15 protein-coding genes are annotated in these 22,509 nt (G+C 66.7%); 11 read left to right on the forward strand and 4 right to left on the reverse strand.

Annotated elements, in window-relative coordinates; genetic code table 11:
- Positions 1–15: 15 nt before the first annotated feature.
- Positions 16–990 carry a protein translocase subunit SecF gene (gene secF / locus BLP83_RS00130; protein WP_091237444.1) on the forward strand — a complete coding sequence of 325 codons (975 nt, stop codon included), beginning with the start codon at positions 16–18 and terminating at the stop codon, positions 988–990.
- Between the two features lie 266 nt (positions 991–1,256).
- Here the strand turns inward: secF and BLP83_RS00135 are convergent, their stop codons facing one another.
- The gene (locus tag BLP83_RS00135; protein WP_091237446.1) at positions 1,257–2,057 is read right to left on the reverse strand and encodes an inositol monophosphatase family protein; all 801 of its coding nucleotides are present in this window, start codon (positions 2,055–2,057) and stop codon (positions 1,257–1,259) included.
- A gap of 150 nt (positions 2,058–2,207) precedes the next feature.
- On the opposite strand from BLP83_RS00135, the gene BLP83_RS00140 reads away from it, so the two are divergent.
- From BLP83_RS00140 to BLP83_RS00150, 3 genes are all read left to right on the forward strand, one after another.
- The gene (locus BLP83_RS00140) at positions 2,208–3,068 is read left to right on the forward strand and encodes an RNA methyltransferase (RefSeq protein WP_091237448.1); all 861 of its coding nucleotides are present in this window, start codon (positions 2,208–2,210) and stop codon (positions 3,066–3,068) included.
- Between the two features lie 455 nt (positions 3,069–3,523).
- Entirely contained in the window at positions 3,524–4,471 is a 948-nt protein-coding gene (locus BLP83_RS00145; RefSeq protein WP_091237449.1) for a histone deacetylase family protein, read from the forward strand.
- A 16-nt stretch (positions 4,472–4,487) separates the two neighbouring features.
- Positions 4,488–5,135, forward strand: a complete 648-nt coding sequence (locus tag BLP83_RS00150) for a rhomboid family intramembrane serine protease (protein ID WP_091239347.1) — start codon at positions 4,488–4,490, stop codon at positions 5,133–5,135.
- 162 nt (positions 5,136–5,297) lie between these two features.
- Here BLP83_RS00150 and BLP83_RS00155 read toward each other — a convergent pair whose 3' ends face one another.
- A complete protein-coding gene (locus tag BLP83_RS00155; RefSeq protein ID WP_091237451.1) occupies positions 5,298–7,955 on the reverse strand; it encodes an alpha-amylase family glycosyl hydrolase in 2,658 nt (885 codons plus the stop codon).
- Positions 7,956–8,346: 391 nt separating this feature from the next.
- On the opposite strand from BLP83_RS00155, the gene BLP83_RS00160 reads away from it, so the two are divergent.
- Entirely contained in the window at positions 8,347–10,998 is a 2,652-nt protein-coding gene (locus BLP83_RS00160; protein ID WP_176763933.1) for a TonB-dependent receptor, read from the forward strand.
- 413 nt (positions 10,999–11,411) lie between these two features.
- On the opposite strand, the gene BLP83_RS00165 is transcribed toward BLP83_RS00160, so the two are convergent.
- Positions 11,412–12,929 carry a tryptophan halogenase family protein gene (locus BLP83_RS00165; RefSeq protein ID WP_091237454.1) on the reverse strand — a complete coding sequence of 506 codons (1,518 nt, stop codon included), beginning with the start codon at positions 12,927–12,929 and terminating at the stop codon, positions 11,412–11,414.
- A gap of 467 nt (positions 12,930–13,396) precedes the next feature.
- On the opposite strand from BLP83_RS00165, the gene BLP83_RS00170 reads away from it, so the two are divergent.
- Positions 13,397–13,999 (forward strand): glutathione S-transferase N-terminal domain-containing protein, encoded by a 603-nt coding sequence (locus BLP83_RS00170; RefSeq protein WP_091237456.1) that lies wholly within the window; start codon positions 13,397–13,399, stop codon positions 13,997–13,999.
- Positions 14,000–14,280: 281 nt separating this feature from the next.
- Here BLP83_RS00170 and BLP83_RS00175 read toward each other — a convergent pair whose 3' ends face one another.
- Positions 14,281–15,867 carry an amidohydrolase family protein gene (locus tag BLP83_RS00175; RefSeq protein WP_091237458.1) on the reverse strand — a complete coding sequence of 529 codons (1,587 nt, stop codon included), beginning with the start codon at positions 15,865–15,867 and terminating at the stop codon, positions 14,281–14,283.
- A gap of 274 nt (positions 15,868–16,141) precedes the next feature.
- Between BLP83_RS00175 and BLP83_RS00180 the strand changes: the two genes are divergently transcribed.
- From BLP83_RS00180 to BLP83_RS00200, 5 genes are all read left to right on the forward strand, one after another.
- Positions 16,142–17,971 carry a 3-hydroxybutyrate oligomer hydrolase family protein gene (locus BLP83_RS00180; protein WP_176763934.1) on the forward strand — a complete coding sequence of 610 codons (1,830 nt, stop codon included), beginning with the start codon at positions 16,142–16,144 and terminating at the stop codon, positions 17,969–17,971.
- Between the two features lie 130 nt (positions 17,972–18,101).
- Entirely contained in the window at positions 18,102–19,223 is a 1,122-nt protein-coding gene (gene phaE, locus BLP83_RS00185) for a class III poly(R)-hydroxyalkanoic acid synthase subunit PhaE (RefSeq protein WP_091237461.1), read from the forward strand.
- A 27-nt stretch (positions 19,224–19,250) separates the two neighbouring features.
- On the forward strand, positions 19,251–20,315 hold the full coding sequence (locus tag BLP83_RS00190; protein WP_091239348.1) for a class III poly(R)-hydroxyalkanoic acid synthase subunit PhaC: 1,065 nt from the start codon (positions 19,251–19,253) through the stop codon (positions 20,313–20,315).
- Between the two features lie 97 nt (positions 20,316–20,412).
- Positions 20,413–21,972 carry an SIR2 family protein gene (locus BLP83_RS00195; RefSeq protein WP_176763935.1) on the forward strand — a complete coding sequence of 520 codons (1,560 nt, stop codon included), beginning with the start codon at positions 20,413–20,415 and terminating at the stop codon, positions 21,970–21,972.
- On the forward strand, positions 21,956–22,423 hold the full coding sequence (locus tag BLP83_RS00200) for a nucleoside 2-deoxyribosyltransferase (protein ID WP_176763936.1): 468 nt from the start codon (positions 21,956–21,958) through the stop codon (positions 22,421–22,423). The genes BLP83_RS00195 and BLP83_RS00200 overlap by 17 nt, the downstream gene beginning before the upstream one ends.
- Positions 22,424–22,509 lie beyond the last annotated feature (86 nt).

The following is a 22,509-nucleotide window of genomic DNA, read 5'->3' on the forward strand; positions in this document are numbered from 1 at the left end:
CGACGGAGCCGAGCAATGGAATTCTTCAACCCGAACAGCAATGTCAACTTCATGCGGATCCGCCGCGTCACCATCGCGATCTCGGTGGCGTTGATCCTCATCTCGATCGTGGCGCTCGCCACCCGCGGCCTGAACTTCGCGCTGGATTTCACCGGAGGCACCCTGGTGGAAGTCGAGTTCGCCGAGGCCACCGAGCAGAGCACGGTGAACCAGCGGCTGGAGGCCGCGGGCTTCGAGGGGGCGCTGGTGCAGCGCTTCTCCGGTACCAGCTTCTCGGTGCGGCTGTCACCCAAGGCCGTGGCCGAGGACGAACAGGCTGCTGCCTCCGACTCCAGCATCGCCGACGGCAATGCGGCCACCGCCGCTCGCGTGCTCGAGGCCTTGTCGTCGGATGGCGCCAAGGTGGAGATCAAGCGCAGCGAGTTCGTCGGCCCGCAGGTCGGCGCCGAGCTGGCCTACAACGGCATCATCGCGGTGCTCGTGGTCCTGGCCGGCATCATGATCTACATCGCGATGCGCTTCGAATGGAAGTTCGCGGTCGCCACGGTGGTGGGCGAAGCCCACGACGTGATCGTGACCCTGGGCTTCTTCGCGATCATGGGCTACGACTTCGACCTGACCGTGCTGGCGGCGATCCTGGCCGTCGATGGCTACTCGGTGAACGACAAGATCGTCGTCTTCGATCGCGTCCGCGAGCTGTTCCGCGCGACCCGCAAGGACACGCCGGAGGATGTGATCAACCGTTCGATCAACAGCACCCTGTCGCGCACGATCATGACTTCGTTGACCACCCTGCTGACCTGTATCGCGCTCTATATCTGGGGCGGCCCGACGCTTGAAGGCTTCGCCCTCGCCCTGATCGTCGGCATCGTGGTCGGCACGGCCTCCACCATCTTCTTCGCCAGCCCCCTGCTGCTGACGCTGGGCGTGACCAAGGAAGACCTGATGCCGAAGGCCAAGGACGATGCGGAGCTCAATCGCCGGCCCTGAGCGCGCTGGTGGCTCGCTTCAAACAAGAAGGGCGCCCTGTTGGGCGCCCTTGTTGTTTGTGGGGATTCGGGATTCGGGATTGGGGATTCGCAAGAGCCGGCGCTACTGACGGGATGCGAAGGCCGCGCCTTGTCGGGTGTGCGCAAGAGCTGGCGTCGAGGTGTCGATCCCCAACGAATCCCGAATCCCGAATCCCGAATCCCGAATCCCGAATCCCGAATCCCGAATCCCCAATCCCGTCGCGGCAAAGCCGCGACCCCCCGCGATCAATCAAACGCCGCCGCATACCCCGAATTGACCAGCGACTTCTGCACCAGCTCGCTGACCTTGAGGTTGCCGGCCACGATCTGGCCGTACTTGAAGTAGTCGCTGCCGCCGCGGAAATCGCAGACGCGGCCGCCGGCCTCGCGCACCAGCAGCACGCCAGCGGCGATGTCCCAGGGCATCACACCGGCTTCGAAGTAGGCGTCGGCGCGGCCGGCGGCGACATAGGCCAAGTCCAGCGCGGCCGAGCCGGTGCGGCGCACGTCCTCGGCGTCGCGCATCAGTTCGCGCACCGCCTCGAGCTGGGCGCCGATCTTCGAGCGCTGGCGCGGGGCAAAGCCGGTGATCAGCATCGCGCCGGAGAGATCATTGCGCTGGGCCACGCGGATGCGCTTGTCGTTGAGCACCGCGCCCGAGCCTTTCACCGCGCTGTAGATCTCGTTGCGCAGCGGGTCGTAGATCACGCCCAATACCGGCTCCTGGTTGTCCAGCAGCGCGATCGACACGCAGAAGTGCGGAATGCCGTGCAGGAAGTTGCTGGTGCCGTCCAGCGGATCAATCACCCAGGTGTAGCGGGATTTTCCGGTCTGGCCCGATTCTTCCGCCAGGAAGGCGTGGTCCGGGAAGGCGCGCTTGAGTTCGCGGATGATCTCGGCTTCGGCCTGGGCATCGACCTCGCTGGCATAATCCTGCTTCGATTTCTCGAAGACGCTCAGGGTCTCGACGCGGCCGACATGGCGAAGGATCAGGTCGCCGGCACGACGTGCCGCCTTGACCACGACGTTGATCGCGGACTTCTGCATACGCAACTCTCGCTGGGAAAAGAACGGGCGCGACCAGGCTGGCCGTCCCTGAAGGGCGGGGGAGTGTACTGCAAAGCCCCTGCGCCGTCCCGCCCGCCGGCTGAATCGCCCGTTGCCAGCCGTGTTCCCCATCCCATTCCAAGGAACCTCATGCTCGACGCCATCGCCATCGTCCTGGTCCGCCCCCAGCACCCCGGCAACATCGGCTCCGCGGCCCGCGCCATGAAAACCATGGGCCTGTCCGACCTGCGCCTGGTGCAGCCGGACCGCTACCCGGACATCCAGGCGAATGCGCTCGCGGCCGGCGCGGACGATGTGCTTGAACGCGCGCAGGTGTTCGAGCGTCTGGAAGACGCCATCGCCGACTGCCGGATGGTGATGGGCTCGACCGCACGGCGGCGCGGCGTGCCCCTGCCCGAGCACGCGCCGCGCGAGGCCGCCCAGGTGGTGCTGGAGAGCGCCCGCAGCGGCCGCGTGGCCCTGCTGTTCGGCTGCGAGCGCGCCTGCCTCACCAACGAGGAACTGCAGCACTGCCACGCCGCGGTGCGCATCCCGGCCAACCCCGAGTACAGCTCGCTGAACCTGGCCCAGGCCGTCCAGGTGCTCTGCTACGAGTTGCGCATGAACCATCTGTTTCCGGTACAGCCGGGCGCGACCTCCGCGACGCAAGCCGCGGCGCCCCCCGCGCTTGCGGCCACGCTGGAGCGCGGTGACGCGCTGGCCACCCAGGCCCAGGTGGAGCGCTTTTTCGTCCACCTCGACCAGACCCTGCACGACATCGACTTCCACAAGGGCCGTTCGCCCGACGTGGTGATGCAGCGCCTGCGTCGGGTGTTCCTGCGCGCCGCGCTCGACGAGCGCGAGCTGCGCATCCTGCACGGCATCCTGGCCGACGCGCAGCGCATGGCCGAGCTGGCACTGAAGTCGGGCCTGCACGTGCCGACCGCGGTGCGACGCGAGGCGGCGCCGGGCGAGCGCCGCGGCGGCGATGAAGGCCCCAACGAAGCATAGGGTGGGCTCTGATCAACCCCGAGCGCTGAGCCAGGCATAGGGCGGGCCCTGGCCCACCATGAGCCCGACGCTGGCCCCGGTCCTCGTCCACCCGATTCCGCCGAGCCCGACACTCGCCGCGGTCTTCGTCTAGCAAATACCGAGGGCATCCTGGCGCGAGGCGCCCGCCGGCACCCCCTTCGCGCTTCGAATCCCGCTCCGTGGGTCGATGTGGAACGCGGCTTATGAACGCGCAGCGCATGAGGCACGCCGAGGATGGGGAAGCGGTGCCGCGTGGGCATGTGGGTCTGCAGCAGGGCGTGGTCGACGACGTCGGGCCGCGGCGTAGGTTGAGCCCATGGTGGGCCAGGGCCCACCCTATGACGTTGGATGTGTGCGTCGTGAATCACACGCTGCCCACGGCTGTCGTTTTTCCATGGCGGCCCACGACTGCCGGTCATTCTTTGCAATCACCGATGCGCGCCTACTACTGCCATCACTTCGTGCTGCCGCTGCCGCCCGAGCACCGCTTTCCCATGGACAAGTACCGTCGGCTGTACGAGCGCGTGCGCGGCGTCGAGGGCATCGAGCTGGTCGAGCCCCTGCCGGCCTCGATCGAAGACCTGCAGCGTGTGCACTGCCACGACTACATCGCGCGCATGCATGAGGGCCGCGCCAGCGACGCCGAACTGCGGCGCATCGGCTTTCCGTGGTCGCCGGCGATGGTCGAGCGCTCGCGGCGCTCCTCGGGCGGCACCATCGGCGCGCTCACCGCGGCCCTGCGCGGCGATGGCGTCGCGGTGAACCTCGCCGGCGGCACCCACCATGCGGCCTTCGATCGCGGTGGCGGCTATTGCGTGTTCAACGACTCGGTGGTCGCCGCCCGCCACGTGCAGGCGGCGGGGCTGGCGGATCGCCTCTTGGTGGTCGACCTCGATGTGCACCAGGGCGATGGCACCGCGGCGCTGTGCGCGAACGACCCGACGATCTACACCTTCTCGATGCATGCCGCGCGCAATTACCCCGCGGTCAAGCCGCCCTCGGATCTCGATGTCGCCTTGCCGGACGGCACCGATGACGAGGCCTACCTCGATCTGCTCGACCACCACCTGCCGCGCGCCATCGCCGCCGCACGCCCGGACGCGCTCATCTATCTCGCTGGCGCCGACCCTTTCGAGGGCGATCGTCTCGGCTTTCTGAAGCTCAGCAAGGCGGGCCTGCGCGAACGCGACCAGTGCGTGCTCGACACCTGCCGCCGGCTCGGCCTGCCGCTGTCGATCAGCATGGCCGGCGGTTATGCGAACGACGTCGAGGACATCGTCGATATCCACTTCGCGACGGTGCTTGCAGCGCTCGCACAGGCACGCTGCCTTGCAGGAGCGGACGAGCGGCGCGCAGCGGCCGCTACACTGCCGGCCTGCTGATCCGCCCGCCGGAGCCCTGATGCCACCTGTTCCTCCCGTCACCAAAGCGCTGCTCCTGGCCTGTGGCCTGGTCTATGTGCTGCAGCTGATGCTGGGCGAAGTCGCGATGCTGCCCTTCATGCTCTGGCCTGCCGGTGACTATGCACTGGGCGTGTATCAGGGGCAGATGATCAGCGTCGGCTTCCTGCCCTGGCAGCTGTTCACCTACGGCTTCATGCACGGCGGCGAAGCGCACCTGATTTTCAACCTGCTTGCGCTGTGGATGTTCGGTGGCGACGTCGAGCGCGTGCTGGGGCCGCGACGCTTTTTGCTGTACGTGCTGACCTGCATCGTGGGTGCAGGGCTGATCCAGCTCGGCGTCGCCACGCTCGCGGCGCAGTCGGGCGAGCCCTATCCCACGGTCGGCGCCTCAGGCGGCGTGTTCGGCGTGCTGCTGGCCTTCGGTATGGCCTTTCCGAACCGGCAGGTGATGCTGCTGATCCCACCGATCCCGATGAAGGCGCGCACCCTTGTCGTGGTCTATGGCGTGGTCGAGCTGGTGCTCGGAATCACCGGCACGCGCACCGGCATCGCCCACTTCGCGCACCTGGGTGGCATGCTGTTCGGCTTCCTGCTGCTGCAGTACTGGCGCGGCCGCTGGCCCTTCGAGCGCCGACGTCCCTAGGGTGGGCCCTGGCCCACCAACAGCTGCACGCTTGCCCCATTGGATGCCATCCCGTTCGCGGTTCCTTCCGCCTCGGGCGCACTCGACACCGCCGTTGCCGCAGGCCCGCTCGCCCGAATGCCTTGATTGAGGGGATGGGTGCGGAGGCTGCGACGGCAGCGCTCACTCCAGCCGCAGCAGCATTGAGTCCATCCACAGCGGCTCGCGCGCACCGTCGCCGCCGCCGAAGCGCATTGGACCGCCCTCGGGTGTCAGTGCGCGATAGCCGCCGTCGTAGTCCCAGGTGCTCAAATGCAGCACTGCGCCACGCAGGGATTCCGGCTCGCCCAGCAGGCGAGCGGGCAGGGTGATGGTCAGCGTGCTGCTCGCAGGGTCGACCGCAAGCGCGGCCGCGCCGATGGCGGTGCCCTCGCGCTTCGCATCGGCGCCCTCGTGCGAAAACAGCGCGTTCGACCAGCCGTGCAGGCGCAGGCGCCGCTGCCAGCGCAGGCCCTCGGGCATCGTGGCATTCAGCAGGGGCAGGGCGCGCGCGCCGTCGGTGGCCCCGGGCAGGGTGATGTGCAGCGTCAGCGCCATACGGTCGAAGCCATTGGCCGGGTTCCAGTCGCGACTCAGCGCGCGCAGCCGCACCTGCAGGCGCAGGCTGCCGCCACTGGCCTCGGCGCGCGCGCCGGTGAGGTCGAGCAGGCCGCGCTCGCCCCAGCCGGCCTCGGCGGGATAGCGATAGCGGCCTTCCGGGCCACGGTCATCGCCGACCGGGTCCTCGGTTTCTGCGAGCGCGGTCCAACGCGGCTGCACGCGGAAGTGCGCGCTGTCGGAGGCGAGCCCGCTCGCGGTGTCGATGAGCTGCAGGCGATGGCTCAGGCTGGGATCGGCAAGGCCGCGCACGTCGAGGTTGATGGCGAAGCACCCGTCCGCGTCGGCCTCTACGTGCGTGGCGCGCTCGACTTCACCGTCCAGCACCAGTTGCAGCGCGCTGTTGGCCTGAGCGCGACCGGCGATCGACAGCCGCTCGGACACCGCCGCATCACCCAGCGCATCGAGCTGCGGCCGCTGCGGTACGGTGGCTTCTGTCGATGCGGCAGGAGGCGTGGGCAGCACCCGCCACACCTGGCCCTCGCGCGCGGGCAGGGTGAGATCCACGCGCCCCTGCGCATCCACCGCCAGCGCGGGCGCTTCGCCCTCGATCGCGAACAGCGGCTGCAGGCGCGTGCCCGGTGGGAGCCCGGTCTCGATCGCGCCGAACACGCTGGGCGCATCTGCCGTGTTCAGCGCGACCAGAGCCGAACCCTGGTCGGACTCCATCAGCCAGACGATCACGCCCGGCGCGGCGGCTTCTGCTGCCAGCACGCGCGGCCGGCCGCGGCGCAGGGCGTGCTCGCCGTGGCGCAGCGCGGTGGCGCGCTGCAGGTAGCGGTACAGCGGATGCGCGGTGTCGAAGTGGTCGCGGCCGTCGCTGCCCCAGCCTGTCGCGAACATCGCGCCGCGCATGCGGGTGAAGCCCTGTTCGGTGCCGTAGTAGATGACCGGGATGCCGGGCAGGGTCATCAGCGCGAGCAGGGCCTGCTTGAGTCCGGCCTCGCTGCCGCCGGCGAGGAAGCGGTCGACGTCGTGGTTGTCGACGAAGCTCGGCATGCGGTGCGGGTCGGCGTGCACGGCCAGCACGCTCTCGATGCGGTGTTTGAGCTCGGCCGGCGGCCGCCCGCGCGCGAACACATCGAGGCTGGTGCCGTAAAGCGGGAAGTTGATCATCGCCGGCAGCAGCGGGCCGGCCGCATCGCGCACATAGCTTTCGATGCGCCGTGCCTGCGTGTCCTCGAAGGCGCGATCGATACCGAAGCCCTCGCCGAACAGCAGGAACTCCGGCTTGCCGACGCGCCGCGCGACCTCGATCACGCCGGGCGCGGCGGGGTCTTCGGCGAACAGGAAATCGCGGAAGTAGGCCGGGGGCACGTAGAAAGCCGTATCGACGCGGAAGCCATCGACGCCGACCTCGCGGATCCAGTGGCCATAGGACTGGCGAAGCGCACGCCGCACCAGCGGGTTCTCCGTGTTCAGATCATCGAGGTCGGCCATCTGCCACTCGAGCAGCTGCACCGGGTCGCTGTAGTCCTGGATCGGCGGGGTCCAGTGGTAGATGTCGAGTCCGCGCTGCTGCACCTCGCGCGCATCGTTCTGGTCGAAGGGCCACTGCGTCGGCCGTGCGGTCGGTGCCGCGCCTGCATTCGCGCGCCAGTCCGCGTCGACCTCGGGTGCGGCCTTGCCCGGCGGGTAGCGGAAATAGTTGCCGACGTGGTTGACCACGATGTCCTGCACCAGCCGCATGTCACGCCCATGCAGCCCCTTGGCCAGAGCGCGGTAGTCGTCGAGCGTGCCGAAGTGCGGGTCGACCTCCATGAAGTGCTGCGCCCAGTAGCCGTGGTAGCCGCCGTAGCCCACCGCCTCGTCCCACCACTGGTGGCGTACCGGCGGGGTGATCCAGAGCGCGGTGGCGCCAAGGCCGCGGATGTAGTCGAGACGACGGCTGAGGCCGGCGAGATCGCCGCCGCTGTAGCGACGCGAGTCGGCCGGGTTGTATTCACCCGCGCCTTGGTCGTTGTTGTCCGGCGCGCCGTCATCGAAGCGGTCGATGAGGGCGAAGTAGAGGATCTCGTCGCGCCAGTCGCGCGGCGACGCGGCCTGCGCAGTCGACGCTGCAAGAAGACCGGCGAATGCCGCCCTAAGGGCAGAACGCCGATGGGTCGAACGCGCGGATCGGATACCTCGGCCGCGGTCGCAGACGTGCGTGACAGAGCAGGTTGGAGGGCTGGGCAAAGGCATCGGAGGACTCCCGGATCGGTTGTGCGATCGCAGCGAAGAGCGGGGGTGTGTGGTCGGAATCCCTTCCGCATCGCAGGGGATGTTCTGCTGCAGTGCGGCGTGCGGGGCGTGGTGGGCGCGCGTCGCGCGAACCAGCCTCCGGCGTCATGTTCAGGGTCATCGAATCGCAGCGAACGCCGCCGAGCGGGCGTCACTGCATGAATACGTATGCAGCCTGGGGCATGTGCCAAAGGGCCGGGGCTACCATCGCCCCGCGCTGAAAGGGACGGGGGAACGTTCCGCGGCGAGGGCGATGCAGAGCGTCGCCCGCAGGCAGAAAACAGACCCGGCGCGCGGCACAGACCGCGTAGCCAGGCTCTCAATCGAAGACCCAGATCGAGTGGAGGGGACAATGTTGAACTTGAAGCGCAACGTGCTGAGCATGGCGCTGGCGTCGGCCGTCGCGATGATGGCCCAGGCCGCCTGGGCCGATGCTGGCATGGCTGCCCAGCAACAGGCCGAAGACGAAGAGGCGGCGGATAAGGAAGACGCCGAGAAGCTTGACGCCATCGAAGTGGTCGGTATCCGCGCGGGCATCGAGAGCGCGATCGAGACCAAGCAGATCGCCGACTCCATCGTCGAGGCCATCTCCGCCGAGGACATCGGCAAGCTGCCCGATGTCTCGATCGCCGACGCGCTGGCCCGCCTGCCGGGCGTGACCTCGCAGCGTGACCGCGGCCGCTCCACCGAGATCAACGTCCGCGGTCTGTCTGGCGACTTCGCCACCGCAACCCTGAATGGCCGCGAGCAGGCCAGCATGGGCACCAACCGCGGCGTCGAGTTCGACCAGTACGCCTCGGAAACCATGCGCCAGGTGGTGGTCTACAAGACCCCGACGGCGAGCCTGATCGGCCAGGGCCTGTCCGCCACCATCGACCTGCAGACCGTGCGTCCGCTGGACTTCGATGATCGCGTGATCGCGGGCAACTACCGCCGCGACCAGTACAAGCTCGAGGACTCGAAGCTGTACGGGGAGCGCGCGAGTTTCGCCTACATCGACCAGAACCAGGCCAAGACGCTGGGCTTCGCTTTGGGCTATGCGTATCTCAACTCGCCGCAGCAGTCGAACAGCTGGCGCGCCTGGGGCTATGAGCCCAACGGCCAGCTCGGCGGTGTCACCATCCAGGGCCGCACCACCGATCTCGTCCGCAAGGGCATCACCGCGGCGATGGAGTACCAGCCCAACGACAGCCACCGCGGTGCGCTAGACGTTTACTACTCCACCTTCGACTCCGACACCATCCAGCGCGGCCTGGAGATCGGCCTCGGCAACTGCACCGAGAACTGCTATCTCGCCGATCTGGTGAGCCGTAATGGCACCAGCTCGACTTACCGCAACGCGCGTCCTGTGCTGCGCACCGACCAGTACGCGAGCGAGGACACGCTGCTGTCGGTGGGCTGGAACCACGAGTACCGAGTCAACGACAACTGGCGTCTGACGACCGACCTCAGCACCTCGCGCGCCGATCGCGACGGCCGCAATTTCGAGAGCAATGCCGGCTTTGCCCCGGGCTTCGCGGGCACCACGCTCGGCGTGGCCCTGAATCCCGGCGGTTGGTACGACATGGACTTCGGCTACGACTTCGCCGATGCATCGCAGCTGCGGCTGTGGGATCCAGGCGGCTGGGGCGGCGACGGCTTCGACAAACCCTATGCGGTCGAGGACACCATCAACCAGGCCCGCGTCGAACTCGAACAGCTGTTCAACGACGGCGCGATCAGCAGCATCAAGTACGGCCTGAACCACACCAGTCGCGACAAGGATCGCTTCGCCTCGGAAGACGCGCTCTGCATCCAGGCCTGCGGTGATCGCGCGACCCTGCCCTATCCGAGCGGTGCCTCGCCCGGCTTCGGCTTCTTCGGTCTGCCGAACCTGCCAAGCTTCGATCCCAACGGCGTGCCCTACAACCGCTTCAGCCGCTTCGCCCAGAATGGTTTCGCGCGCAAGAACTTCGGCGTGGAAGAGGACATCACGACGCTTTACGCGCAGGCCAACCTCGACAGCGCCTGGGGCAGCGTGCCGGTGCGTGGAAACTTCGGTGTACAGGTGCAGCGCGCGGATCAGGAGGGCTTTGGCCTGCGCACGTTCGCGGACAACGCCGCGGGCGACCCGGTCAGTGACGGCGACAGCTACACCGAGATCCTGCCGAGCGGCAACTTGATCTTCGATATCACCGAGGAGCAGAAGATCCGTTTGGGTCTGGCCCGTCAGCTGGCGCGTCCGCGCATCGATGACATGTCGGCCGGCTTCGGCTTCGGCATCAACCAGGCGACCCAGCGCTGGGAGGCCGGTGGCGGCAACCCGAAGCTGCGTCCTTGGATCGCGAATGCGCTGGATGTGTCCTACGAGCGCTACTTCGGCAACAAGGGTTATGTGTCGGCGGCGTGGTTCTTCAAGGATCTGAAGTCCTACGTCTACAACCAGGTGCAGGCGTTCGACTTCACCGGGTTGCCGGTGCCGTCCGGCGCGCAGGTTCCGTCGACCAACATCGGCACGATCAGCAGCCCGGCCAACGGGGAGGGCGGCCTGATCGCTGGTATCGAACTGGCGGTATCGGTGCCCTTCGACCTGTTCTGGGAGCCGCTGGAAGGCTTCGGCCTGCAGGGGCATTACACCGACACGCGGACCAGCATCAAGCCCAATGGCCCAGAGTCCAGCGAGCCGCTGCCCGGCTTCTCGAAGTACACCTCGAACGTGACCCTGTACTGGGAGCGTTTCGGCTGGGGCATCCGCGCCTCGCGCCGTCATCGCTCGGAGTTCGTCGGCGAGATCCAGAACGTGTTCCTCGACCGCGAGCGTGTGCTGGTCAACCGCGAGGCGATCGTCGACCTGCAGGTGAACTACACCTTCATGGACGGCCCGCTCAAGGATCTTGGCTTCTTCTTCCAGGTCAACAACCTGCGTGACAAGCCCTTCCGCACCAACTTTGGCAGCGAAGAGCGTCCGCGCGAGTACGTCGAGTACGGTCGCAACGCCCTGCTGGGTGTGAGCTACAAGTTCTGACAGGCTGAAGCCCCCCAAGTCCCCCGTGGCACCCGAAGCCCACGTCGACTCCCCGCGACGTGGGCTTCGGCTTTTGTGGCGCCGGGAGATGCCGATGATTCGGGCACGTCGTCGCTCATGCCGGCAGCGACTGCGCGCGAGCCAGACCGATGCGTGCGCTGCGGGAAGGTCTTGGTAGAGGGCGCAGAGATCGAGCCTAGAGGGCTCGCCGGGAGATCGCGCCAATTCCAGGCTCGAATAGGGTGGGCCCTGGCCCACCATGAGCTTGAATCGCCCGCGCAAGCGTGGCGTCCCCCTTTGGGGCAGGGCATACCCGGTGACTGGGTCCAGGGTCGAGCTTGTGGTGGGCTAGGGCCCGCTCTATGACTGGGGCGAGGGTCGAGCCTATGGTGGGCCAGGGCCCACCCTATGAACTACGCCGCCTTCGGCCTTGCCGCGCAGTGCCGGTCGATGAACTGCTCGTGGGTCGGCATGGCCTGCACGCAGGCAGCGATCACGTCGCGCACGGTCTCGACGTGCTTCTGCACGGCGGCATCCTCCTGCGCATCGACCAGGGCGTGGTAGCCGCGCGGCTGCATGCGCTGGCCGTGCATCACCTGCACCCAGCTGGGCTCCGCGAACAGCTCGTGGCCGTCGCGGAAGACGCGGCCATTGCTGCGGAACAGGTCCATCTTGGTGCGCAGCTCGGACGGGATGTCCATGGTCCGCACGTAGTTCCAGAACGGCGTGTCGCTGCGCTCGGTGGCGTGGTAGTGCAGGATCAGGAAGTCGCGGATCTTGTCGAACTCCCAGTGCGAGTGGGTGTTGAACTCGTCGATGTCGGTCTGATCGAAACCGGCGTGGGGGAAGAAGGCGGTGAGCCGGGCGATCGCCGACTGGATCAGATGGATGCTGGTCGACTCCAGCGGCTCCATGAAGCCGCTGGCCAGGCCGACCGCGACCACGTTCTTGTTCCAGAACTTGCGGCGCTTGCCGGTGACGAACTTCAGCACGCGCGGCTCCGCCAGCGGCTTGCCTTCGAGGTTCGCCATCAGCATCGAGGTGGCCTCGTCCTCGCTGATGAAGTCCGAGGAGAACACATGGCCGTTGCCGACGCGGTGCTGCAGCGGAATGCGCCACTGCCAGCCGGCGGTGCGCGCGGTCGAGCGGGTGTAGGGGGTGATCGCGTGGCGTGTCTCGCAGGGCACGGCGACGGCGCGGTTGCAGGGCAGCCAGTGGCTCCAGTCGATGTATCCGGTCTTCAGCGCCTGCTGGATCAGAATGCCGCGGAAACCCGAGCAGTCGACGAACAGCTGGCCGGGAATGCACTCGCCGGACTCCATCGTGACCGACTCGATGAAGCCGCTCTCGGGATGCTGCTGGACCGAGGCCACCTTGCCCTCGGTGCGGCGTACGCCGCGGGCTTCCGCGTACTCGCGCAGGTAGCGCGCGTACAGGCCGGCGTCGAAGTGGTAGGCGTAGGCGATGTCGGCCAGCGGCGAGTTCGGGCGATCGCTGCGCGCCGGCATGAACTTGTTGGCGCGCGCTGCCGCGGTATTGATCGAATAGTCGTCGAGATGGCCGGCGCGGCCCTGCTGATGCAGCTTCAGCCAATAGTGGTAGAAGGGCACGATGCCGAGGTCCTGGCCGATCTTGCCGAAGCCGTGGATGTAGCTGTCGCCGAGCTGGCCCCAGTTGACGAACTCGATGCCGAGCTTGAACGAGCCCTGGGTGCGGCGGATGAAGTCGGCTTCGTCGAGGTCGAGTGCGGCGTTGAACAGCTTGATCATGGGGATGGTGGCCTCGCCAACGCCGACGGTGCCGATGTCGTCGGACTCCACCAGTCGGAGGCTGTAGCGGGGGCCAAGCACCTTGGCCAGCGCTGCCGCCGCCATCCAGCCGGCAGTGCCGCCGCCGACGATCACCACTTCACGGATCCGCTGGTCCTGCATGTTCCCGCCCCTTCACTGATCGTGGGTGCGTCTGGCGCGCACGTTCGCGCGAGTGTGCCCCCGAGGCCGGTGGCGGGGAAGTCGAGACGCTACCGCATACGTATGCATCCCGCGCTGCAGCAGCATTCCCTGATTGCGCGCGTCGCCAGATGTCCTCACGGGCTCTGCCCGCTCGGATGCAAGCCTTTCTCCCCTCGTGGGAAGTGCAGGAGCGTGTCGGCTGCCGGTGGCGGCCGCCACTCTCCGCAGCCCGAGCGAAGCGAAGGCAGGTTGGGAGAGGGGGCGTATGCACGCCTTACGCGTCTCGCGCCAGCTTCTACGAGGTCACAACAACGCAATCGACCGATCGCGGCGTCACCACGCGAGTGGATTTGCCAGCGTCTGCTGCCGTCGCCGACACTCGCCGCGCGCGCTAGGCACACGGCCAGCCGGCCACCGCGATTCCGTCGACCTTGTGAGGACTGTCCATGCAGCTGATCTACTCCGCGACCTCGCCCTACGCCCGCAAGGTGCGCATGCTGGTGATCGAAAAAGGCCTCACCGATCGCGTCGAAGTGGTCATCGCCAACCCGCTGCTGGATCCGCCCGAGCTGCTGGCGGCCAACCCGCTGGCCAAAGTGCCGGCACTGATCGTGGAGCCGGGTTTCACCCTGTTCGACAGCCCGCTGCTCTGCGCCTATCTCGACAGTCTGTGTGGCCCGCGCCTGATTCCAGAGGCCGGGCCGGAGCGCTGGCAGGTTCTGCGGCGGGAAGCGCTGGCCGATGGCATCACCGACGCCGCGGTGTCGAGCGTGATGGAGGGCCGCCGCATCGAGTCGCAGCGCTCGCCCGAGTGGCTGATGCGCTGGCGCAGCGCGATCCTGCGCGGGGTGGTCGAGCTTGAGAAGGAAGCCGATCCGCTCGGCGCACGCTTCGATCTCGGCGCAATCGCGGCGGCAGCGGCGCTGGCCTATCTCGACTTCCGCCTGCCGCAGATCGACTGGCGCGCGCAGGCGCCGGGCCTGTCGGCCTGGCTTGAAGCCGTGCGCGGCCGCGAGAGCTTCGCCGTCACCGTGCCGCCCGCGGCTTGAATAGGGTGGTGGCTTGAATAGGGTGGGCCCTGGCCCACGATGAGCCTGACGCTTGCCCCGGTCGCGCCCTTCAATCGGCGTCGAGTGCGTAGCGCTGACGAGCGTCCGCGAAACGTACAGAGGCGAGATCAACGTCCATGGTGGGCCAGGGCCCACCCTATGAGACGCAGCGGCTTCGCGAAGGAATTCGCGTCGCCGGATTCTCATGAACCCCGAACCCCGAACCCCGCACCCCGGCAAACGGCACACGACACGCAACGCCGATACCGCGGCTTCGGCAACTACAGCCCCGGCTGCTTCAGCCTTTCGATGCCCTTGGCCTGCTTGTCCGCCGCCACCAGCGCGCGCACTTCGCCCAGCAGCTCGGCGGCATCGAAGACGATGCCGTCCTTGATCGTGTAGCGCACGCCGCCGACGCGCTCGGGCTCGCCCTCGGCGTTGATGCGGATGTGGCCGGTGCCGTAGAGCACCTTGAGGTTGGCCAGCGGGTTCTCGCTGAGCACGACGATGTCGGCGAGCTTGCCGGGCTCGATGCTGCCGATGCGCTCATCCGCCTTCAGCGCTTCGGCGCCGTTGAGCGTGGCCGCGGTCAGCACTTCCAGCGGATGGAAGCCGGCTTCGCGCAGCAGCTCCAGCTCCTCGATGGTGCCGAAGCCGTAGAGCTTGTAGATGTAGCCCGAGTCGCTGCCGACGGTGACGCGGCCGCCGCGATTCTTGAAGTCGTTGATGAAGGCCATCCAGCGCAGGTAGTTGTCGCGCCAGGCGATCTCCTGCTCGCTGCCCCAGTCGAAGAAGAAGCTGCCGTGGCTGGTGCGGCTGGGTCGGAAGAAGTCCCACAGCGCGGGCAGGGTGTAGTCCTCATGCCACTCGGCCATGCGCGCGCGCATCAGGTCGCGGGTGGCCTGGTAGATGGTGAAGGTCGGGTCGATGGTGAAGTCGAGTTCGAGCAGCTCGCCCATCACCGCTTCGTACTTCTCGCTGCCCTTCTCGGCCGCCTGCGCCCACAGCCGGCCGGCCTGCTCGAAGCGGTGCTGCTCGTTCATGTAGTTGTAGCCGGGCGGGTAGTCCTGCACGGTCTGGCCGTCGAACAGGGCCTCGGGCAGGCCGTACCAGTGCTCCATTGTGGTCAGGCCCCAGCGCGCGGTGGTCAGCACGTTGACCCGTTTCACGTCGAGCTGGGCGTGGTGGCAGGCCGAGCCCATGCCCTGCTTCTTCAGCTCATCAAACGCCGCTTCGAGAATGTCCGGCCGATAGCCGAAGCACTTCATGCCCAGGGCGCCGCGACGCTTCATGTCGCGCACCCATTCGCGGGCGTGTTCGGGCGTCAGCATCGGGCCGATGCGGCCCTGGCCGAAGAAGGCGTAGGGAAAGATCCGCGGCGCGGTGATCGTGTTGGCCTCGGAGCGCTTCTGTTCCGACACGCACCAGTCGATGCCGTTGCCGCAGCCGGGATCGCGCACGCTGGTGATGCCATGCGCCAGCCACAGCTTGTACACGTACTCGGCGGTGACGCCCTGCTCGTCGCCGCCGATGTGGCCGTGCATGTCGACGATGCCGGGCATCACGTAGTGGCCGCTGAGGTCCAACTCGCGGCCGCCGGGCTTCAGCGCGGGCCGGCGCTCGGCGTTGATCGGTGCATCCGCGCTGCCGACGATGCGCACCTCGGCGATGCGGTTGTTCTCGATGACGACATCGGCCGGGCCGAAGGCCGGACTGCCGGTGCCGTTGATGACCGTGACCCCGCGCAGGATCAGCTGGTCGTATGGGCCTTCGCCCTCATCGCGCTCGGGCGCGGGCGGGATCGCCGCCTGCGCGCAGGTGGCGGTGAACAGCAGGGCGAGGGCGGCGCGGAGCAGGCTGGGGCGCATGGCGGGGCCTTGGGTGAGGGCGTTCGTGGAGTGTGGACTCCGGTCGGCATGGACGGCGAGGGGCGCAAGTCATGTTGAAGCCGGGAATCGGGATTCGGGAGCGAAGCGGCGCGCCATCGACCGGGGAGGCGTCGCGACGAGACGGCGCAGGCTGCGCGCCGGAGGCAAGACGGCGGAGCGGACGCACTCTGGGACGGAAACTCGCGAGAGGGGTCACGATGCGCTGTACCAAAGTACGATGGCCCGCGGCGCGGTGCGCGCCGAGCATCCGGGCATGAGCATGATCCGCCTGACTGTCGTCCTCGCCTGCCTCGCGCTCGCTGCCTGCGCTGCCGTTCCCGCAACGAACGAGGCCCTGCCCATGCGTCTGTCCGACGTCCGCGAGACCGTGCATCGTGCGCCCGATGATCTGCTGAGCGCAGGTCTTGGCCTGTCCGGCCTGCAGCAGGCGACTCCGCCGGCACTCGCCGATGCCAATGCGCCGACCGCGGCGGAACTGCGCCGTCGCGCGCTCTGGGCCAACTGGCGAGGCATTGCCGATCTGACCCCGGGCGGTGGGTTCGCTGAAGTCTACGGCGCGCTGCCGGCCGTGCCGGGCCGCGAGTTCCATGCGCTCGCCTGGTTGCCCGAAGCGCGCCATCCGCATCGGGTGATGCTGCAGCTGCCCGATGCCTTCGACGCGGGTGCGCGCTGCCTTGTGGTCACGGCGTCCTCGGGCTCGCGCGGCATCTACGGCGCGATCTCGCTGGCCGGTGGCTGGGGCCTGCCGCGCGGCTGTGCGGTGGCCTACACCGACAAGGGTGCGGGTTCGGGCTTCTTCGATCTGGCGAGCGGGCAGGGCGCTGGGTTGTCTGGACTCGCCGAGGGCGAGCCGGAGTTCGCGCTGGCCGCCAGCGGTGAGCCCCTGTTCGCGGTCAAGCATGCGCACAGCGGTGACCATCCCGAGGCCGACTGGGGCCAGCATTTGCGTCAGGCCGCCGAGTTCGGCCTGCACCAGTTGAGCCGCGCGCTGCCGGCGCAGGCGCCCTTCACCTTCGAGAACACGCGGGTGATCGCGGTGGGCGTGTCCAATGGCGGTGCCGCCGTGCTGCGGGCCGCCGCGGATGCGGACGATTGGCTGGACGCCGCGGTGGCGATCGCGCCGAACGTGCATGTCGCGAACCACGGCCGACCCGCCTTCGACTATGGCACGGAAGCCGGCCTGCTGATGCCCTGCGCGCTGCTGGATGCGCGCTTCGATGCCACGCCCTTCGCGCGCACGCCGCAGGGGGCGCCCGCACAGTGGCGTCAGGCCTGCGAGTTGGCGTACGCGGCAGGCCTGCTGGCGGCTCGTTCCATCGACTCCCAGGTCGCGGAAGCGCGGCAGCGCCTCCACGAGGGCGGCTGGACCGACCAGGCGATCGCCGCCGGTGCGCTCAGCGTCAGCTTCGAGCTGTGGCGCGCGGTCGGCGCGACCTATGCCTCGGCCTACCTGCGCCGCGGGCCGACCGACATGCCCTGCGGATTCCGCGTCGCCGCCGTCGATGCGCAGGGCCAGCCGCGTGCCACCACGGTGGCCGAGCGGGCGCTGATCTGGAGCGATGGCTCGGGCATTCCGCCGACCGCCGGCGCGCAGCTGCTCTCGCCCACGGAGGCGGACGTGCCGCCGGCGCTGGCCGGCCTGCGCTGCCTCGCCGATCTCTGGGACGGCGACAGCGCAGACGCACGAAGCCTGCGCGCGGCGGTCGCGCAGACCCAGGCAGGCCCGCCGCGCGCAGGCCTGCCGCTGACCGTGCTGCACGGTCTCGACGATGGCCTGATCCCCGAGGCCTTCAGCAGCGCGGCCTATGTGGCCCAGGCGGAGCAGGCAGGACGCGCGCTGCGCTACTGGCAGCTGTCGCACGTGCAGCACTTCGACGGTTTCCTGGGGGCGCCGCTGCTGGCCGCGCGCTACCTGCCGCTGATGCCGTATGCCTATCGCGCGCTGGATCAGGCTTGGGCGGACCTTGAGGCCGGCCGTGGGCCGCGCAGTGAGCGCGTTCGCGTGGCGGCCAAGCCTCGCGGCATCGAGGGCGCGGGCGTGGCAGCGCTGCGGGCTGAGCATCTCGCGCTGCCAGCGGGTTGATTCTCCGGGCCTCCGCGCGCCTGCCCCGCAAAACCCCTGTGCTAGCATCCGGCCGCATTGACGCAGGGCCCGCCGCGTGTGTCCCGCGGGCTCTGCGAACCGCGATTTCCCTTGCGCCACGAGGCTTGCGATGAGCGCCAACACGCCTGATTTTTCCGCCTTCGATCCTGCCCGCATGGCCGAGCAGGTGATGGGCTTCTGGAGCTCGATGGCGAGGCCGCAGCCGGCGCCGCCGCCGTCGCCCTTCGCCGCCTTCCAGCAGATGTTCGGCGCGCAGCCGCAGCCCATGCCAGGCGCCGACCTGTTCGCCCAGGCCCAGCAGATGTACGGCCAGCTGCAGCAGGCCCTGCTGCCGGCGTTGGAGACGCCGAACTTCGACGTCGACAGCCTGATGAAGCTCTGGCGCAAGACCTTCGGCGACGCGCCGGCGATTCCGCCCGCGCTGATGGTCCCGAGCTTCCTCGCGCCGATGGCTGGCGGTGGCTCCCCGGGCTTCGCCGCCGAGATGCGCGGTGCGCTGGGGGCGGCACCTCTGGGCCTGATGCGCGAGCACCAGCAGCGCTGGCAGGCCTTCGCGCAGGCGCAGATCGACCTGCAGGCGGTGATGGAGCGCTACAACACCCTCATGCAGAAGGTGCAGCGCGAAGGCATGGCCCGTTTCGAGGCGAAGCTGCGCGCCCACAGCGAACCCGGCAAGCAGCTCGAGTCGGCGCGCGCGCTGTTCGATCTGTGGATCGACGCCAGCGAGGAAGCCTTCGCCCAGATCGCGCTCGGCCCCGAGTATCGCCACGTCTACGGCGAGCTGGTCAACGCGCAGATGCGCGTCCGCCAGTGCGGCATGGCGATCGTCGAGGAGCAGCTGAAGGCCTTGGGCCTGCCTTCGCGCACCGAGCTCGATTCCAACCACAAGCGCACCCACGAGCTGAGCCGCGAAGTACGCGCGCTGAAACAGCGCATCGCTGAGCTGGAACTGGCGGCGCAGGGCGCCTCGAGTGAGACGCGGCGCAGGCCCGAGTCGGCCGCGCGCCCCGCAGAACCCGAGCTCCGCGCCAAGACGTCCAGCGCCGGGACCGAGTCGAAACTCCAGGCCGAGCCTGCCAGTGCCAAACCCAAGCCGCGCGCCAAGGCCGCGAAGCCGACCGCGAAAGCTGCCAAGCAGGCGGTGAAAGCCAGCGCCAGCCGCAAGAAGACGCTGCCACCGCTGGCAGCGGTCACCCCCAAGGCCCCCGCCCGCGCACGCAAGGGACGCTGATCCATGCAGCCCATGAACTTTGCTTCGATGACCGGCCCGCTGGGCTTCACCCCCGCCAAGCTGATGCAGGACCTGCTCGACGCCCAGCGCAAGCTGCGCGAGGGCATCGACAGCCTGCAGCGCGCCGGCGACGTCGATTACGGCGCGACGCGGAAGGAGCTGGTCTGGCAGGACGGCCGCGTCCGCCTGTACCGCTATCGCGGCGAACGCGAGCCGACTGCACGCGTGCCGATCCTGATCTGCTACGCCCTCGTCAACCGGCCCTACATGGTCGACCTGCAGCACGACCGCTCGCTGGTGCGCCAGCTGCTGGCCCGCGGCGAGGACGTCTACATCATCGACTGGGGCTACCCGGACCGCAGCCACCGCTACGAGACGCTGGACGACTACATCAACGGCTACCTGCATGCCTGCGTGCTCGAGGTCTGCCGGCGTCATCAGCTGGCCTCGATCATCCTGCTCGGCGTCTGCCAGGGCGGCGCGTTCTCGCTGTGCTACACCAGCCTGCATCCGGAGCGCGTGCGCAACCTGATCACCATGGTGACGCCGGTGGATTTCCACACCCCGGACAACATGCTGAGCAGCTGGACGCGCAGCATGGATGTCGACCTGTTCGTCGACACGCTCGGCAACGTGCCGGCCGACCTGATGAACCTCTGCTACCTCACGCTCAAGCCCTACCGCCTCTTCTTGCAGAAGTACGTCGGCTTCGTCGAGCAGATGGACGATCCGGTCGAGGTCGAGAACTTCGTGCGCATGGAGCGCTGGATCTTCGACTCGCCGGACCAGGTGGGCGAGGCCTTCCGCCAGTTCATCAAGGACTTCTACCAGGGCAACAAGCTGATGCGCGGCGATGTCTTCATCGGCGATCAGCGCGTCGACCTGCGCAACGTGCGCTGCCCGGTGCTGAACATCTACGCCGAGCAGGACCACCTCGTGCCACCGGACGCCTCGCGCGCGCTCAAGGCTGCCGCCGGCACCCGCGACTACACCGAGCTCAGCTTCCGCGGCGGCCACATCGGCATCTACGTCTCCGGCCGCGCCCAGCGCGAGGTGCCGGGAGCGATCGAGGAGTGGTTGCGCAAGCGGTGAGCTACGTAAGGTCGCTTCAGAACTAAGCGAGTTATCTGCGCAAATGGGATCAGTAGAAATCAGCGTGCTTCGCCGATACGCGCGAGCGGTGTATCACATGCGCTCGCAGTTGGCGCGCAGGAAACTTATGCCGGTTCTCGGTGCAGGGTCTTCAAAACCCTTGGGATTTCCTGATTGGGGAGAGCTTATAGAGCGACTAAGAAGCCATCCTGAAGTCAATGCATCCCATCTCGCTTTTCCTGCGGGATCAAAAACTTCGAGCGCCGAAGTGCTCTTCGAGCATTTTCGACAAAGCCTCAGGCATTCGCCCGATGAGTCCTCTGAGCCATTCAGTATCAGAAAGAGGCAAGTTCGGCTTCGCTGGCTTTCGGTGGTGCGTGATTGCCTCTATCAGGGAGTCGCCCAGGTCAGCTCCCATCCTTATCTTCGTCAGTTTGTTGAATTGATCGCGAAGGCTCCGCTCACAGTAAACTATAATTTCGATGATTCGGTTGAGGAGATGCTCGACGAGTTGCGTGTCTCTGGGGGCGTAGCTCAACAGGCATATGAAACCGTTTGGGAGCCCACTGTTCAATTTTCGCTAGATTCCGGAGTCATCTATCATCCAAATGGCTTCTTGCCGCGCGAACACAAGCGAGCCGGGAGCGCTTGGCTAACTTTTTCTGAGGAGTCTTTTGAGGATCAGTTGATTGATGCGCAGCATGGGGTTTACTCAACCCTGTTGTCGCACTTTTTCAGAAACACGGGATTGCTCATCGGAATCTCGTTAAACGATCCTACGTTGCGCAATCTCCTCAGGCAGTGTGCGCGGGCGAATCCTGGGCATGTTCACTACTACGTGGCGTATTCTGAGAAGCCGGCCGCTGAGTTGACGCGAGAGGTGCTGCTTCAACGAGATGCGCGCTTCCGTACTTTCAATGTAGTTACTTTGAGTTTGTGTGACACCGAGATTTGTGCCTTGGCGCGAATCCTATCTATGAGCGATGAGGACTTCGCCATCCTGGCAGACGATGCCGGTGTTCCCAAGAACTTCGTTTTTTATCTGTCCGGTCCCGTCGGTGTAGGAAAAACGACCGTCCTTTCCCACCTCAAATGTTTGAGAGTGTTTTCTGAGTGGCTGGAGCCGAAGCCAGAATTGGTCTTGAAAGCAGCAGACTCGTTGACTGAGTGTGAGCGGGCTTCGGTTGATGCGTGGATTGATAGGCAGTTCAAGAACAAGAATCTGTTGCTGAGTCGGCTCGAGCACCAGCTTTGTGCTTGCGACAGGTCGCTAATTGATCCGCTTGCTTTTGCGGATACAGGGTCCCGCTCAAAAAGGGTTCAAGAGTTGCTGGCGCTTTTCGCTGGTCACGGGGGGCCGGTAAGAGGTGCCGTGGTTCTTTTGGTTGGCAGCCCTGAAATTTTGGACTTGAGGTCGAAATCAAGACATAAGCAAGGCTCGGTAGAGTATCTTCGCTCATTGCAGGAGCGATTCAGCTCGTTATGGTCTTGTGATAGCGGTGAGGGTGTCGAAGTTTTCGTCGTGGATACTGCTGAGCTGTCCATCCGGGAGGTCGTTCACGAGGTGTCGAAGATAATTCATCTCGAAGATTTCAGGCCGGTTGATCTGCGTGATGTGGCTAATCGTTTTGGGGTGACTGGTGGTAACGTCTCGTAAGCTATACTTGGCCGCGCCACTATTCAATGATCTTGAGAGGGGTTTCAACGCGGATCTTTGCGCTTTGCTAGAGCGGCGTTTCGATGTCTTTCTGCCCCAGCGAGACGGGCACTTGCTTCCTGGTAGTGGCCTTGTGGGAAGCGAGTTTGATCAGAAGGCTCGCCAAGTTCATAAGATGGATGTTAGCGCAATGGAAGGCGCGGATTTGATATTTGCCGTCCTCGATGGGCGGGTAATAGATGAGGGCGTTTGCTTTGAGATCGGATTTTGCTTTGCGCTTGGCAAGCGCTGCATTGCTTTGCGCACCGATTCGCGTGTGCTGCTGCCCTCTGGGATTAATCCGATGATTTCACTTAGCCTCTCTCGGATTTTCGCATCGTTGCGCGAAGTGGAAAGTTGGGTTGAGGCGGGTGCGCCTTTGATCGCCCATAACGGGGGAACCTCAGATTGACCAAGTGCCGGTTCTTGGGCGAGTGGACAGCTGTTTGGCAAAGAGTTGCGGATGGCTCGCTTGCGATTATTTCGGGGTGCTTGAAT

Source organism: Aquimonas voraii, assembly GCF_900101825.1.
GTDB lineage: Bacteria > Pseudomonadota > Gammaproteobacteria > Xanthomonadales > Xanthomonadaceae > Aquimonas > Aquimonas voraii.

Bases quoted from the DNA above. Each gene is read 5' to 3' on its own strand.
- BLP83_RS00145 (WP_091237449.1), top strand. From the start codon at position 3,524: ATGCGCGCCTACTACTGCCATCACTTCGTGCTGCCGCTGCCGCCCGAG.
- BLP83_RS00195 (WP_176763935.1), top strand. From the start codon at position 20,413: ATGCGCTCGCAGTTGGCGCGCAGGAAACTTATGCCGGTTCTCGGTGCA.
- BLP83_RS00160 (WP_176763933.1), top strand. From the start codon at position 8,347: ATGTTGAACTTGAAGCGCAACGTGCTGAGCATGGCGCTGGCGTCGGCC.
- BLP83_RS00190 (WP_091239348.1), top strand. From the start codon at position 19,251: ATGACCGGCCCGCTGGGCTTCACCCCCGCCAAGCTGATGCAGGACCTG.
- BLP83_RS00180 (WP_176763934.1), top strand. From the start codon at position 16,142: ATGAGCATGATCCGCCTGACTGTCGTCCTCGCCTGCCTCGCGCTCGCT.
- BLP83_RS00170 (WP_091237456.1), top strand. From the start codon at position 13,397: ATGCAGCTGATCTACTCCGCGACCTCGCCCTACGCCCGCAAGGTGCGC.
- phaE (WP_091237461.1), top strand. From the start codon at position 18,102: ATGAGCGCCAACACGCCTGATTTTTCCGCCTTCGATCCTGCCCGCATG.
- BLP83_RS00165 (WP_091237454.1), bottom strand. From the start codon at position 12,929: ATGCAGGACCAGCGGATCCGTGAAGTGGTGATCGTCGGCGGCGGCACT.
- BLP83_RS00135 (WP_091237446.1), bottom strand. From the start codon at position 2,057: ATGCAGAAGTCCGCGATCAACGTCGTGGTCAAGGCGGCACGTCGTGCC.
- BLP83_RS00155 (WP_091237451.1), bottom strand. From the start codon at position 7,955: ATGCCTTTGCCCAGCCCTCCAACCTGCTCTGTCACGCACGTCTGCGAC.
- secF (WP_091237444.1), top strand. From the start codon at position 16: ATGGAATTCTTCAACCCGAACAGCAATGTCAACTTCATGCGGATCCGC.
- BLP83_RS00175 (WP_091237458.1), bottom strand. From the start codon at position 15,867: ATGCGCCCCAGCCTGCTCCGCGCCGCCCTCGCCCTGCTGTTCACCGCC.
- BLP83_RS00140 (WP_091237448.1), top strand. From the start codon at position 2,208: ATGCTCGACGCCATCGCCATCGTCCTGGTCCGCCCCCAGCACCCCGGC.